14 protein-coding genes are annotated in these 14638 nt (G+C 33.4%); 4 read left to right on the top strand and 10 right to left on the bottom strand.

The annotated features are described in order from the left end of the window. Positions 1-3: 3 nt before the first annotated feature. From ACRBBL_RS17350 to ACRBBL_RS17305, 10 genes are all read right to left on the bottom strand, one after another. Positions 4-648: a diphthine--ammonia ligase gene (locus tag ACRBBL_RS17350; protein ID WP_431370340.1), complete on the bottom strand. Its 645-nt coding sequence runs from the start codon at positions 646-648 to the stop codon at positions 4-6. A gap of 152 nt (positions 649-800) precedes the next feature. Beyond that, on the bottom strand, positions 801-1667 hold the full coding sequence (locus tag ACRBBL_RS17345) for a tetratricopeptide repeat protein (protein ID WP_431370339.1): 867 nt from the start codon (positions 1665-1667) through the stop codon (positions 801-803). 263 nt (positions 1668-1930) lie between these two features. Next, complete coding sequence (locus ACRBBL_RS17340) at positions 1931-2380, bottom strand: carboxymuconolactone decarboxylase family protein (protein ID WP_431370338.1); 450 nt, start codon at positions 2378-2380, stop codon at positions 1931-1933. Between the two features lie 80 nt (positions 2381-2460). After that, complete coding sequence (locus tag ACRBBL_RS17335; protein WP_431370337.1) at positions 2461-3030, bottom strand: Crp/Fnr family transcriptional regulator; 570 nt, start codon at positions 3028-3030, stop codon at positions 2461-2463. Positions 3031-3039: 9 nt separating this feature from the next. Next, complete coding sequence (locus ACRBBL_RS17330; RefSeq protein WP_431370336.1) at positions 3040-3729, bottom strand: alpha/beta fold hydrolase; 690 nt, start codon at positions 3727-3729, stop codon at positions 3040-3042. 371 nt (positions 3730-4100) lie between these two features. Further along, positions 4101-5237 (bottom strand): NAD(P)/FAD-dependent oxidoreductase, encoded by a 1137-nt coding sequence (locus ACRBBL_RS17325; RefSeq protein WP_431370335.1) that lies wholly within the window; start codon positions 5235-5237, stop codon positions 4101-4103. After that, positions 5222-6961 carry a TauD/TfdA family dioxygenase gene (locus ACRBBL_RS17320; protein ID WP_431370334.1) on the bottom strand — a complete coding sequence of 580 codons (1740 nt, stop codon included), beginning with the start codon at positions 6959-6961 and terminating at the stop codon, positions 5222-5224. Before ACRBBL_RS17320 ends, ACRBBL_RS17325 begins: the two co-directional genes overlap by 16 nt. Next, positions 6961-8541, bottom strand: a complete 1581-nt coding sequence (locus ACRBBL_RS17315) for an L-tyrosine/L-tryptophan isonitrile synthase family protein (RefSeq protein WP_431370333.1) — start codon at positions 8539-8541, stop codon at positions 6961-6963. The genes ACRBBL_RS17320 and ACRBBL_RS17315 overlap by 1 nt, the downstream gene beginning before the upstream one ends. Before the next feature lie 257 nt (positions 8542-8798). After that, complete coding sequence (locus ACRBBL_RS17310) at positions 8799-10346, bottom strand: Rne/Rng family ribonuclease (RefSeq protein ID WP_431370332.1); 1548 nt, start codon at positions 10344-10346, stop codon at positions 8799-8801. Positions 10347-10666: 320 nt separating this feature from the next. After that, positions 10667-10957: an HU family DNA-binding protein gene (locus ACRBBL_RS17305; protein WP_108115657.1), complete on the bottom strand. Its 291-nt coding sequence runs from the start codon at positions 10955-10957 to the stop codon at positions 10667-10669. Between the two features lie 131 nt (positions 10958-11088). Here ACRBBL_RS17305 and mutY point away from each other — a divergent pair, with 131 nt between their 5' ends. Genes mutY through gldD form a run of 4 tightly spaced genes read left to right on the top strand, consistent with a single transcriptional unit; the run spans position 11089 to position 14539 of the window. Continuing rightward, positions 11089-12126 carry an A/G-specific adenine glycosylase gene (gene mutY / locus ACRBBL_RS17300; RefSeq protein ID WP_431370331.1) on the top strand — a complete coding sequence of 346 codons (1038 nt, stop codon included), beginning with the start codon at positions 11089-11091 and terminating at the stop codon, positions 12124-12126. 42 nt (positions 12127-12168) lie between these two features. Beyond that, entirely contained in the window at positions 12169-12648 is a 480-nt protein-coding gene (locus tag ACRBBL_RS17295) for a single-stranded DNA-binding protein (RefSeq protein ID WP_431370330.1), read from the top strand. A gap of 26 nt (positions 12649-12674) precedes the next feature. Next, positions 12675-13979, top strand: a complete 1305-nt coding sequence (locus ACRBBL_RS17290; RefSeq protein WP_431370400.1) for a gliding motility-associated protein GldE — start codon at positions 12675-12677, stop codon at positions 13977-13979. Next, positions 13976-14539 (top strand): gliding motility lipoprotein GldD, encoded by a 564-nt coding sequence (gene gldD / locus ACRBBL_RS17285; protein WP_431370329.1) that lies wholly within the window; start codon positions 13976-13978, stop codon positions 14537-14539. Before ACRBBL_RS17290 ends, gldD begins: the two co-directional genes overlap by 4 nt. Positions 14540-14638: the final 99 nt, after the last annotated feature.

Genomic DNA, 14638 nt, shown 5'->3' with positions numbered 1-14638 from the left:
CTATTAATTTTTAAGCGATAATTCTAAAAAATGATAACCAGTTCCATTATGAAGCTTTTCGCCTTGAATAACTTCTATAGGTTTATTGAACAATGGACAATCTAAAACAACGGTGTGAAATTCGCCATTCTCGCCACAAACATCTACGCCTTTTTCTTCTAGTAATTCCAGTGTTTCATGATTGATAATTCTACCTAAAAACTCCGGTCCTAAATCGTCATTACAGGAAACAATCATGGCAACAATTCCTGCGTCAATCATTTCTATAACAAGTGTTTTTCGATCTTGTTGCCAGAGCGGTAAATTACAGGTAATATTTGCGGCTTTGCAGACTTTTTCTTCCCATTCACGATGCGATTCTATATCAATATCACCAAAAACAGCATCGGTTAATTCATATTGATTTGCAAGCGTTTTAAGCTTGCCAATAAATTTGTTTGTGTAATCACTCCAAGTAGCGGAGATAAAGTCAATAGAAGTTCCTAAAGCATCAGCTTGCGCGTGTAGCAATGCTTTTGAAAGTCCGTGCGATCGACTAATTTCACCGTTTTCATTCAAAGCGTTCAACAATACAATTGGTTGCTGTTGCATTTGCATGAGTGCGTAACAAGAATCTTTTCCGCCAGACCAAGAACAAAGTAATTTCATGAGTAATTTTTAATTCGTGTAAAAATACTAAGAACTCGCTTGTTTTTAGTAAGTAGTTTGAAATTTCTCAAACACATACACGCTCATGATCTGGGTCAAAATAAATATTCGATTGGACTAAAAAAAGCATGTACTGTATTTTTTGCGTGAAGTTACTTCTTATCCCAATTACTTTCAAAAGAATCAATAAACTTCGCGTACCGAGAATCTTTTTCAGCATACTTTCGAGTTAATTTTGCCCATTCGTCAAACTTAGTTTTGTTGCGAAGTTGGAAATATGTTTGCGCCATATTTACTGCCATTTCACTTTTTTCAAAATCATTATCCGAAATAGAAATTCCTTTTTTATAAATACGTTCTGCATCTTCAACACGATTTAAATTTTTATAAGAAAAACCTAATTCGCGGAAGAAATAGTAATTATTAGGATTGTTGTGAATTGCTTTTTCTAAGATTGTAATTGCCTTTTCAAACTGCCCAATTGCATTGTATGCGTATGACAATTCAAATTCCAAACCATTGTAATGCGGTTCTTTCTCATAGGCTTTTAGTAAAGGAATTAATGCCAATTTACTTGCGCCCACATGATTGTAGTGATATCCTATATTTTTTAGATAGGAGACTTTTTCAGCGTCTTGTTTATATATTTTTAGCCAATCAGGTTGTTCGGGTAAGCCAAGCGCTGTCACTTGCTGAGGTGTTAAAATGGCAACATCAATTGTATTTGGTGTTAATCTGGCTATCATATTTGTATTGTCATCGAGTACAGGTTTATTTTTTAACCCTTCAGGAGTTATTAAAATATTACTTTGATACTTCATGGTAAAACCTGCTTCTTCATCTATATAGATGAATGCCATGATATAGGTAGTATCTTTTTCTTTTTTAGGAAAAACTGCCCATGTATCAACTGCTTCGAAATACTTTTTGTCAAAGGTAAAAGCTGCTTTTGTGTCGCTTTGCGCGAAACTAATATTGAGGATGAATAGTGCGCATAAAAATGTAATGGTATTTTTCATGAGTATTGGTTTTGGTAACTTTTATGCTTAAAAATAGCTCAATTTAATTCTTTAGAAAAATGCTAATGAGTAAACGATGGCTTTCTATTAGTGAGTAGACTTTTATATAATATGTTTGCTAGTCCAATTCCCTTAGAAGGAAAAGCGGTAAAAATTAATTCGGAATCTGTGATATGTATTCCTGATTTCGTCATATTCAACTTGATAAAAAGTTTATTCATCAATACTACTAAAAAAAACGACCAAATTTGGTCGTTCTTCTATTAAGTTGCTACATAATTCCCTGGCGTAAATAAAAATGTTTTCATCAATCGATTCCAAGTATTTATTTGTGTGATGGCGAGTGTAAGTATGCAAATCTCTTTCTTATCAAAAAACTGTAATAACGAATTGTATACTGCATCCGGAATAGGAGTTCGTTGTAGTTTTGTTAGCGTATCAGCAAAAGTTAATACTGTGCGTTCTTTTTCAGAAAAATAAGGTGTTTCTTCCCAAACACACAAAGAAGAAAGTCGCAATTCTGTTTCTCCAGTTTTCTTTAATTCTTTGTGATGCATATCTACGCAATAGGCACAACCATTTTTTTGTGAAACACGTAATTTAATAAGTTCTAAAAGCTGATTGTCTATAGAAGATTCTTTAATATATACTTCTATCTTTTGTAAATGTTCAAACATTCCTTTGGGAATATCTCCGTATGAAATTCGTTCCATGTTGTATGATTTATAGTTTCTACAAAACTACCTTGGAACACGCTTGAAACTTCTTAAGGTATCTTAAGAAAGTCATGAATTTACCTGTTTTTTCGGATTTCACTTAAATATTCGGGCGTAATATCTAAATAGGAAGCAATCATATATTGCGGAACGCGTTGGGCAAAATTTGGAATCGTATCTACAAGACTGTAATAACGTTCTTTGCTATTTTGTTTCATGTAAATCTCATCTTTTCGTTGAATAGCAATCAGTGTTTTTTCTGTGATGATTCGAAACGCGCGTTCGAGTTTTGGAACTTTTTCATACAACAACTCTAGATCGCTCTTTGAAATATATAACACAGTTGTGTTCTCAACTGCCTGAATTGCATTGTGTGAAGGAACTTCGTTTATAAAACTATCTAAATTTGTAATCCACCAATTTTCAATTCCGAAGAGACTTATATTTTCATTGCCATCGCTGTCGGTTTTATAGTAACGAACCAAACCTTCAAGAATAAAAAAGCGATGTTTACAAACCTGATATTGGGCTAATAAGAATTCTTTTTTGTGAAATGTTTTTTGTGAAAGTGAATTGAATATCAAGTCAATTTCTTCAGATTCAAAAGATACGTAACGATTTAAATATGTAAATAATTGTGATTTCACAGGTTAGAATTAAGCAATAAATTTTCGAATAACAGTTGTCAACACATTTGTATCTACTTTTTCAATCGGATGTTTTACAGCTTCAATAATTTGTATAATTCCGTTTGGTAATTGAGCTGCTGCATTTTCAGATTCTTCAATCGTAACCATAGTGTCTAGAGATCCAATTCCGATCAGTACTTTATGTTGAATGTGTTGTAAATCTGAATCAGTTAATCTTTTGCCATTCGCTAAGGATAGCATCATTTCGGCTGTTTTTTGCATCACTTTTTTCCAGTCATTTGGTTGATGCAATTCATGAAGACGTTTTGCAAACGCAGGCACTTTTTCTTCAATTTTCTCTGGATTCAACATTTTGACTTCTTTTTGTGCGCTTTCTAAATTCCAATTAAACTTTGTGCCAAGCGTTACAATGCTTTCTACCATTTCTGGATATTTCTTAGCAAGAGTTAACGCAACATAACCGCCCATGCTATACCCAAAAATATGTGTTTGGGAAATTCCTAGTGTTTGAAGCTCCTCAACAACATTTTCGGCAAATCGTTCCATATCAAATTCATCATCTGAAGTGCGTCCGCCGTGACCTTCAAAGTTTACAGTATGTACATTAAAGTCGTTAGATAAGAGTTCTTGTAATGGTTTGAGTTGGGCTTCACTTCCTAAAGCGCCGTGTAGTAATAGTAGGTTTTGTTGTTTCATGGTGTAAAGATAGCTGTTAGTATTGAGATATGAGAATTGAGATTTTTTGAAACGTCATTACGAGGAAGCATGACGAAGTGATCTGTTTCTAAGTAGTAATAATTTTGCTTTGAAACAAACCGAAAAATATTCGTGAATTCGTGGTGAAAAAATAGAAACAGAAAAGTTAATACGAGTTTGAAATTCACGTTAGGAACAAAAAAATCGACCATCACTGGTCGCTTTTATTATTTATAAACTTTATCGTCTTTATCTTTAAACGATATTCTAGATACGTGTAAGCATCTCTTGGTAATATTTTAACCCGTTTCTTGAATGGGATATGTTATTTTAATAATAGTAGTAAAAATAGCAGCAGATTATAATTACAATTAAAAATGATCTCCTCGTATTTTTTTGCTCATCCAATCAATAGGCTTTGGGAAAATTTTCAAGAACGCGAAAGCTATATTCGAAAAGAAAGGGCTTAAGAAAAATAAATTAATAAACTTAGCATGACTGATTCTGTTCTTAAAAAAAATGTTATACTGCTCATTATATGAATCAGTCATTTTTTTATACGAGATTTTAGAATTAAAATAGCGCTCAATTTCATTGAAAGCTAACTGCGAACTTTTCAAAGCTATACTCATTCCGTTCCCGCTAAGTGGTGCAATATTTCCAGCAGAATCGCCAATCATAATAATATCGTTTACAACTGTTTTTTTTGTGCCAAAATGTAGATGCGATATGGTTAAAGGAGATTTAAAAAGAAACGTTGCATCTTCAAAATATTTTCTTAGATGTGGGTTTTTTGATAAAACATGCTTTTCCATTTTTTCAATACTTCCAAATTTTTTAATCGCTGAAGCCTTAGTTATGTAACTCAAATTAATCTTGTCGTCTTCAATAGATGAAATTCCACAATAACCTCCTTCGAAATTATGCATTTCTACTACAGACGTATCAAAATCTGCTTTGATATGATATTTGACCGCAACATATAGGTTTTTCTTGTTTTTCGCTTTATAATTAAGACCAAGAACCTTATCAATAGAAGAGTTTTTTCCGAATGCGCCAATCACAATCGATGTCTGATAAGATTGCTTTGATGTTTCAACACTATATGCACCATGTCCTTCTCGTGTTATATTAGTCACTTTTGTATCGGTCTTGATATCCACTCCGGTTTTTTTCGCTTGTAGATAAAGTTCATAATCTAGCTTATATCTAGATATTCCTATTCCGCCAATATCCAATTTTCTTCGTACGCTAATTCCGGATGGAGAACTTAAGAATAAACGATCTATTTTAGGAGAATCAGCAAGGACTTCCTCTAAACCCAATCCATTTAAAAAAGAAATACTTTCATTCGAAATATATTCTCCACAAACTTTATGAGACGGATAATTTCCTTTCTCAATTAATAACACATTTCGCTGTTTTATAGATAGTTGTATTGATAGCGATAAGCCTGCGATACCTCCACCAATAATTATGCAATCATATGTGTCTAGAGTATTTTCCATAAAAAATAAGTGATAATTGGAACTAGAAATGTATAGGCTCCTAATTTGAGCCATTCAGGAACTTTCATACCATTTTTCTTAATTTCCTTAACGGCATCATCCACAGAAAGCGTAGTTAACTTAGTGACAATAGTTTTATATTCTGTGACGATTTTTAACCATCCAACACTAAAAATCAGAATAGATACATATATGTAAATTGGCACAGAGAGTTCGTAGAATAAATAAATCATACAAGCTTTAAGAATAATTCCAGAGAACAAAACAATATTAAAAGCGATTTTCATAGATCGATGCAGACCTAATCTGACGATAACTGTATTGAGGTTATCGCTCAAATCTTCTGGATAATCTTCTGCAGTATTTAATAAAATAATCCCCATTTGATGAAAACCATAAAAGGTAAATATTAGAAAGTAAACCAGACTAGGAAGTCCAGATGTAATAATCGCAATATATACCATTGGACCAGAAAAAATAATTGCCCAAAGACAGAAGAACTGGAACATTCCGCTGGATTTAAATTTAAATGGTTTGATCGAATATTGAAGCCCCATAAAAGTTCCAAAAAGTGTAAAGGGTATTAAATACAATTGGTTTGTAGAAATCGCGATTATAGTTGTGAGCACCAACGCTACTATTCCAGATACAATAATTTGCCATTTCACATTTTTTTTTCCAAGCTCATATACTGCATTCGATAGATGGCTCTTGTAGATTGAGTCTAATTTGTAATCAGCATAACAATTAATCATATCACCAATATTGAATAACATAAATATGGCAATCATTCCTAAATATAAACTGGGTTTAAGGAAGTCATTCCAAGCTGTAATACTCAATAATAAAGGAATAATAAATATAGGGAGTTCCGCAACAAAGAATTCTTTTCTTCTTATTGTTAGGCTGTTTTCTATGATTCTTTTTAATGAATTTTTTGGTCTGTGTAAGATGTTGATTCGCTGAATATGACGTTCGTTCTGCTTTTTATAAGCTTCTCGTCCGTGCAAAAGAGCATGATTATCAGCTAAAACGAGATCTCCATCTTCCCATCTGTGCGTGTATAAGTTTTCAGGACTATACAAAAGGTGTTCAATCTCAGATTCAAATGTATCGAACGTTTTAGTATCAAGGCCATGAACAGACAATTGCACAGGGTTAATGTCATCAACAACTTCTGCATACCTGATTACCTTTTGACCTTCAACCTCATGTTTGGCAATGAATTTCTGCGTGATTTCACCTCCATAATGCGCCAATTTTTCAGTGGTATAAGTTATCGAAATCTTTTCCCATTCGTCGAGTTGCGCCTGACTAGCATTCGCTAATATCTTTTCTGTATTTACAAATGTTGTTCCTCCAAAATCTTCCTTTTTTGGAGCTGTGATGCATTGAAAAAGTATAATATGCGGAATGGTACCTCTAAATGCACCATCCCAATGAACAGGAACCTTGTGATTTGTGAAAATATAATTCTTAGTATCTGGTTTAAATTTTAACTCGTTAATCGATCCGAATGGCCATTGCAATGGTTTTCCCAATCGTTGTCCAAATAAAGCCAATTTTTGTTTGGGTAGTTGTGTGTAGCCACGAAAGAGAACTACCTTGTATTCGGAAATCCAACGGTAAAGTTGTTCTTTGTCAAATTGTTCAATAGAACCTGTGTTTTTGGTATTGGTGATAAGCACACCAAATGGAACGATTTTTTCAATTGAATACTCCATTAGTCTTCGTTTAGGGAATAATAATACGGAATATCATTATTGTAAATTAGCGTTGCTCCAATTTCTTCGGCTTTGCTTTTTTTCATCAACAAGTAGTCATTTTTTTGTAATGTAATAACTCCATGCCAAGGAGTTAACCAATTGTCTTCAGCTTTCGTTAGTTGAATCCCTATTTTTTTGTGATGTGCAGGATACGGATGAATAGACAACCGAATAGCTTCGGGATAAACATTCGCCAAGAATCGAGTCCAAGCATTGCTGTGTTGAATGACTTTAATTGCGATTAGTTTTGATTCTTCTTTTACGCGCGTTTTTGATTTGTCTTTGTCAATTCCAAGACGATCTTCTGTTATAAATCGATGCATCCCATTAAACAAACTTAATGCATCTGGCTTAGTTTTAATCTTAGATTTTAAATTTTCTATATCTTCAGCGTATTCAGTCAGTAAGTTCTTTCTCATTTCTTCAAAGTCTTCGCCTTCACAGAAATCTTCGAGATTTAAAACATTGATGTTTTTTATTCCATGTTGGGCAATCATATCAGAAACAGCCTGAACATATTCCGTAACATCGTGGTCAGAAACTCCAACGAGTTCAGAAAAAATTCGACCATCCGAACAGATTGTTATTTGAGCACCAGGATCATAAATGCTTTCAATCTCGGCACACATTGACGCCAACGTTTTTAATGCTATTTCTTCTCCAAGATCTGGTGTTTTTCCGATTGTTTTTGATCGGTTTGGTGACTTCGCTGGGAATGCAGGCAGAATAAAATGAATGGGTTTGTTTTGACTGGTAAAGAAATTCACAGCATGTTCATGTACCTCAAAACAAGTAGGGCATTGGTTTAATTCACATTGTTTTTCGAGATTGGTTGCTTTCCGATTGTTGAAGATTACTTTTAAAATTTCCTTATCTAATGTATGCTTCGACTTAGTATTCACATTAAGTAAATCCTCAGTAATTTTCCCTAATTCATCGAACACTGGAAATAGCTTTTTAATTAGAGCAAAGTTCTTAGAATGTTTTAGTGATTTGGATAACAATTTTATTAAGGTAGTAACCTTTTCGTTATCTTCTGTTTGCATGTGAGTGAATAAAACCGCCCAATGCGCGAAATACATCATTGATGGAAGTTGGGGAACCTTTTTTTGTGTTTTCTTTCCGTTGGTTGATCCATCTATTATAGATTGCATCGTTTGCATTCCGATAGCTCGAATGTGTGAAGTTCTTGAAGCTTTTACACCAATTTTTGAACTTTGGATTAGCAATCCTAATATTTGATTTAAAAAACCAACGTAAGGTGTTATAAGTTTAACCTTTAGCATCAGTGCCTCCTCAAATCGATTTGCTATTTTTTTTGAAGAAATATTATCAACTGCTATCTGCCAGTCTGAATTAATGCTTTGAAAAAAGAATAAAATGATATCGTTTTTGTGACCAAAGTAGGAATACAATTCGACTTCTGGTATTGCAGCTTTTTCTGCAATATCAATCATTGATGTTTCGTCAAACCCAACTTCGGTAAATAAGGAAACGGCTATTTGACAAATTCGATATGATTTAAAATTATTTTGCATTCGCTTTTAATTCTGAGTAACGTTTTCTATAACCCTTGATTTCACTAGATTTTCGGTAGGTTAGATTTTTTTCAATCTACATTTTCCTCCAAGCCTTTGCGTATAGGTTCAAAATTTCTAATTCTAATCTAACTCATTACATTAATAATAGATTACAAGTAAAATTTCTAATAAGATATTAAAATATATTCATAATATGTTATAAAGGTAAATAACAACCACAAACAAAAAAAGCGACCAGTGATGGTCGCTTTTTGTTATTTATAAACTTCATCGTTTTTATCTTTAAAACGATATTCTAGATACGTGTAAGCATCTCTTGGTAATATTTTTACCCATTTTTTATGATTCATATACCACTTAAAACGGATGGATGGAAATCCTTTTGTGAGATACGCCGCAATAAAAGGATGCGTGTTTAACGTAACTCCGTTATAGCCATCTTTATTGGCTAAAATTCTTTCTAGATCAGTTGTAATTTTATCAACGATAAGTATTGGAGCTTCCACTTCGCTACCACTTCCATTCGGATTTACTTCTCGTGTCTTAATATTTACTTCTGGTCGTACTCTTTGTCGCGTAATTTGTACCAAACCAAATTTACTTGGAGGTAATATTTTATGTTTCGCTCTATCATCTTTCATTTCTGTCTTCAAATGATCAAATAGAGTTCTGCGGTGATCTGCATTGGTCATATCGATAAAGTCGATTACGATGATTCCTCCCATATCTCGTAAACGGAGTTGCCTAGCAATTTCTTTTGCGGCAATCATGTTGACTTCTAATGCAGTGTCCTCTTGTGTTTTGGCTTTGTTAGAACGGTTTCCACTGTTTACATCAATAACATGTAATGCTTCAGTGTGTTCTATTACTAAATAAGCGCCTTTACTCATGGAAACTGTTTTTCCAAAAGAGGTTTTAATTTGTCGTTCTACACCATATTTTTCAAAGGGTGGAACTTTAGATTGGTACAATTTTACAATAGACTCTTTTTTTGGTGCAATCTTCTGCACGTATTCTTTAATCTCGTAATAAAGATCTTCATCATCGACTTGAATTCCTGTGAATGACTCATTAAATATGTCTCTTAAAATAGAAGAGGCTTTGTTCATTTCACTTAATACTTTCGAAGGATGCTCAGCTTTATACAATTTTTTACACATTGTAGACCATTTGGTCAACAAATTTTGTAAATCTTGGTCCAATTCAGCTACTTTTTTACCTTCAGCTACTGTACGTACAATAACGCCAAAACCTTTAGGCTTGATACTGAGTACCAAACGTTTTAATCGATCCTTTTCTTCCTTGCTTTCTATTTTTTGCGATATGGAAACACGTTCCGAAAATGGAACAAGTACAATATATCGACCAGCAATAGAAAGTTCAGAACTAATTCTAGGACCTTTGGTTGAAATTGGCTCTTTCACAATTTGAACTAATATTGATTGATTGGCTTTTACAGCATCCATGATGCTACCATTTTTGTCAATATTGGTTTCAAACGGAAAGTTTTTTAATGTATAATCTTTTAATTTACCTGTGCTTACACGTTTTATAAATTTTAATAAGGAAAGAAGTTGTGGTCCTAAATCATGATAATGTAAAAAGGCATCTTTTTCGTAGCCTACGTTTACAAAAGCTGCATTAAGTCCTGAAACGGGTTTTCTTATTTTAGCAAGAAATACGTCTCCAACTGCAAAGTCATTATTATCTGCTTCCTTATGTAATTCAATAAGTTTTCCATCCTTTAGCAAGGCAAAATCAACTTCAGAGGAATTGGATCTAATTATTAATTCTTTATTCACTCTGATTTAATTTTTATCCATACATAAATGTACAGATGGATTAAACAATTTTCACAGGTATTGTTTTTACCTAATAAAATGTACACAAAGAGAATGCAAGCACAAGACAGTAGTGCTTACCTCAATATGTAATTTTTTTTCAAAGAACGTTTTTTGTTTTAGCTATAAAACAAAGAAGTAGTTTATTATAAACTACTTCTTCTTGTGGCGGTTAGCTCTTCTTCTCTTTTTACGCTTATGCGTAGCCACCTTGTGTCTTTTTCTTTTTTTACCACTTGGCATAATGCTCTATGTTTTTAATTAATAAATTATTCTTTTAATTACTTTACTTTAACGTTGTCTTTTACTCCTTCAACAAAGATTTTTGCAGGCTTGAATGCAGGGATGTTGTGTGCAGGAATTTTGATTGTTGTATTTTTAGAGATGTTTCTTCCAGTTTTTTCAGCTCTTGTTTTGATAATAAAGCTACCAAAACCTCTTAAGTAAACATTGTCTCCACCTTCTAAAGAGTTCTTCACTTCTTCCATAAAAGTTTCAACAGTTGCCTGTACTTCACTCTTCTCCATTCCTAGTTTTTCTGAAATCTTTGCTACGATGTCCGCTTTCGTCATTTTAATATATTTTTATTTATTTTTTATAAAATTAAGGGATGCAAATATATAATTAATTAGATAATATTTATGTTCTAATTGATTAAAATTTAACGATATAAACATTTATTTTTGCGTATTATTTTGATTTGATGAACTTTTCTAAAGAAATTATACATTGGTATTTCCAAAATAAGCGCGATTTACCATGGCGAAAAACCAAAGATCCGTACCGAATTTGGCTGTCTGAAATTATGTTACAACAAACCCGCGTAGCGCAGGGACTTCCTTATTATGAGAAGTTTACAGAAGCATTTCCAACAGTGTACGATCTGGCGAAAGCCGAAGAATCACAAGTGTTAAAGTTGTGGCAAGGACTCGGTTATTATTCGCGCGCACGCAACTTGCATTACACTGCAAAAGATATTGTAGATAATTATAATGGACAGTTTCCATGTAGTTATAAGGAACTTTTAAAGCTAAAAGGTGTTGGCGATTATACCGCAAGTGCTATTGCTTCTATCTGTTTTGACGAAGTTGCGCCCGTAGTTGATGGAAATGTGTACCGTGTTTTGTCTCGCTATTTTGATGTTGATACACCTATTAATAGTACTGAAGGCGTAAAAAAGTTTAAAGAATTGGCTTTTGAAGTGGTAGATCATGACGATCCTGCAAATTTTAATCAGGCAATTATGGAGTTTGGCGCTGTGCAATGCAAACCGCAAAGTCCATATTGTATTATATGTCCATTGAATGAAAGTTGCGAAGGTTTAAAGAATCAGCGTGTTGGTATGTTGCCTGTAAAGCTGAAAAAAACAAAGATAAAACATCGTTGGTTCAATTATATTGTAGTAATTTCAAACGAAACAGAGACGCTTCTGGAGGAACGCAAAGGAAAAGGAATTTGGCAAGGATTGTATCAGTTCCCACTACTAGAAACAGAAAAGTCAATTGAAAACATTGAGTTGTATCAATCCGAAATAGAAAAATTAATAAATATTAACGACTATTCTATTACACAATTTAATAAGAAGGAAAAGATTCATAAACTATCACATCAGCATTTACATACTACATTTTGGATTGTAGAAACTACTGATACTTTAAAAAAAGGAATACTTTTGCAGGAAATTAGAAAATATCCTGTACCAATCCTAATTGGAAACTTCATTGAAGAATTCAATTTTTAAAGGTTTTTTAGTACATTTGATTATACACATAAATTTAAAACAATGAGCGGAACACTAAATAAAGTAATGTTGATAGGGCACTTGGGCGATGAAGTAAAAATGCATTACTTTGAAGGTGGCGGTTGTATTGGGCGTTTTCCGATAGCAACCAACGATTCGTACACAAATAAGCAAACTGGTGAACGCGTTGTAAATACAGATTGGCACAATGTTGTTGTGCGAAATAAAGCCGCAGAAATTTGTGAAAAATACCTAAGTAAAGGAGATAAAATATATGTAGAAGGTCGTTTGAAAAATAGACAATGGCAAGGCGAAGATGGAAACACACGCTATACTACAGAAATTCAAGTAACCGATTTTACATTTTTGTCTACCAAACAAGAATCGCAATCCAATGCAGCGGCAACAAAACCTTCTGCAAATACAACTACGAATCATCAAGCTGCACAACCAGCTCAACAACCACAACAGCATACGCCACAAGCTACACCTGTTGATGATAATGATGATCTACCATTTTAATCGAAGTATAATTAATCATTTAGATGTTGGATCCAGAACCCAGTTTACTAATCTTTTTAGCGTCCATTGAAGGACTCGATATTTTCAAGATTGTTTTTTTTGGTGTCTTACTGTTTTGCTCTGCCTTAATTTCTGGTGCAGAAGTAGCACTGTTTTCGTTATCACAAACCGAAATAAATGAAGCTGAGGAATCTGATTCGGCAAGTTTACGACTTGCAGCAAAATTACTTCGAAAACCAAGAAGGTTGTTAGGAACCATTTTAGTCGCTAATAACTTTATTAATATTGCTACCGTTTTATTATTTGCTTCTCTTAGTGATAAGTTTTTTGCAGAAATCTCTCCAGAATGGTTTCGTTGGGTAATAAAAATTGGAGTCGTTACTTTTTTAATTTTACTTTTTGGTGAAATTCTTCCCAAAGTATATGCAAGTCGTAATAAACATAAGTTTTCAGCAATGATGGCATATCCACTGAATGTATTGGATAAATTGTTTGCGCCTATTAGTATGCCAATGAGTTTTGTTTCCGGATTAATTCAGAAAAAACTTGGAAAACGTCGTTCCAATCTTTCAGTAGATCAGTTGTCGCAAGCATTAGAATTGACTTCAGAAGACGAAACAACGAAAGAAGAACAGAAAATTTTACAAGGAATTGTGTCCTTTGGAAATACAGATACCAAACAAGTGATGCAGCCACGAATGGATGTTTTTGCCTTGAAAGAAAGCATGACGTTTGAAGCCGTTTTGAGTGAAATTACTAAAAAAGGGTACTCACGAATTCCTGTGTATAAAGATAGTTTGGATGATATTTTGGGAATTTTATATGTAAAAGATTTAATTCCACATATTGATGCGAAAAATTATAAATGGACAACGCTTTTGCGCGATGCGTATTTTGTACCTGAGAATAAAAAGTTAGATGATTTATTACGCGAATTTCAAGAGAAGAAAATTCATTTGGCAATTGTGGTTGATGAATATGGAGGAACTTCAGGTTTGGTGTCTTTGGAAGATGTTATTGAAGAAATTGTAGGTGATATTAGTGACGAGTTTGACGATGAAGATGTACACTATTCCAAAATAGACGATAAAAACTATGTCTTTGAAGGAAAAACCAATTTAAAAGATTTCTATAAGATTATCGGATTGGAAGACAATTCAGAATTTGAATCACATAAAGGTGAATCGGAAACGGTGGCAGGTTTTGTGTTGGAGATTTTTAGAGGTTTTCCAAAAGTGCGAGATAAAATAAACTTTGGTAATTATACGTTTACTGTGGAAGTAATTGATAATAAACGATTGAAACAAGTAAAAGTAACTCTGAAAGAATGAACATTATAAAATACACAAGCATCTTTTTATTAGTAAGTATTCTTTTTAGTTCGTGTGAAGGCGAAGTATTGCCAAAACCAAATGCTTTTCTACGCTTGCAATATCCAACACCAAAGTATGCAAAAGTGCAATCGGATTGTCCGTATACGTTTGATAAAAACGAACTTGCACTGATTGATCCGAAGAAAAATTGTTGGATTAACTTAGAATATCCAGCTTTAAACGGAACACTACACTTATCGTATGTACCAGTAAACGGAAACTTAAATCAATTGCTTGAAGATGTACAAAAGTTAACGTATGAACATGCTGTAAAAGCTGATAATATTGAGCCTACAATTTATGATAATAAAGAACAAGGCGTATACGGAATGGTGTATGAAGTGGAAGGAAATGCCGCTTCGCAAGCACAATTTTATGTAACAGATAGTACAAGTCACTTCTTAACAGGTTCACTATACTTTAATGCACGACCAAATTACGATTCTATTTATCCTGCCGTTATGTATATTAAAAAAGATATTCGAAAGTTGATTGAATCGTTGGAGTGGAAGGAGTGAACTCGCTTTGCTCGTGGATTGTTCACTTCGGCAAGCTCGGTGCGAGCGTTTTTGGTTTATAGATGTTAATTACGGTGTTCCCGTAGTGGGTTCGTAATT

It is taken from the genome of Kordia sp., assembly GCF_050633145.1.
Lineage (GTDB): Bacteria > Bacteroidota > Bacteroidia > Flavobacteriales > Flavobacteriaceae > Kordia.
This window is presented reverse-complemented; position numbering and strand designations above follow the sequence as displayed.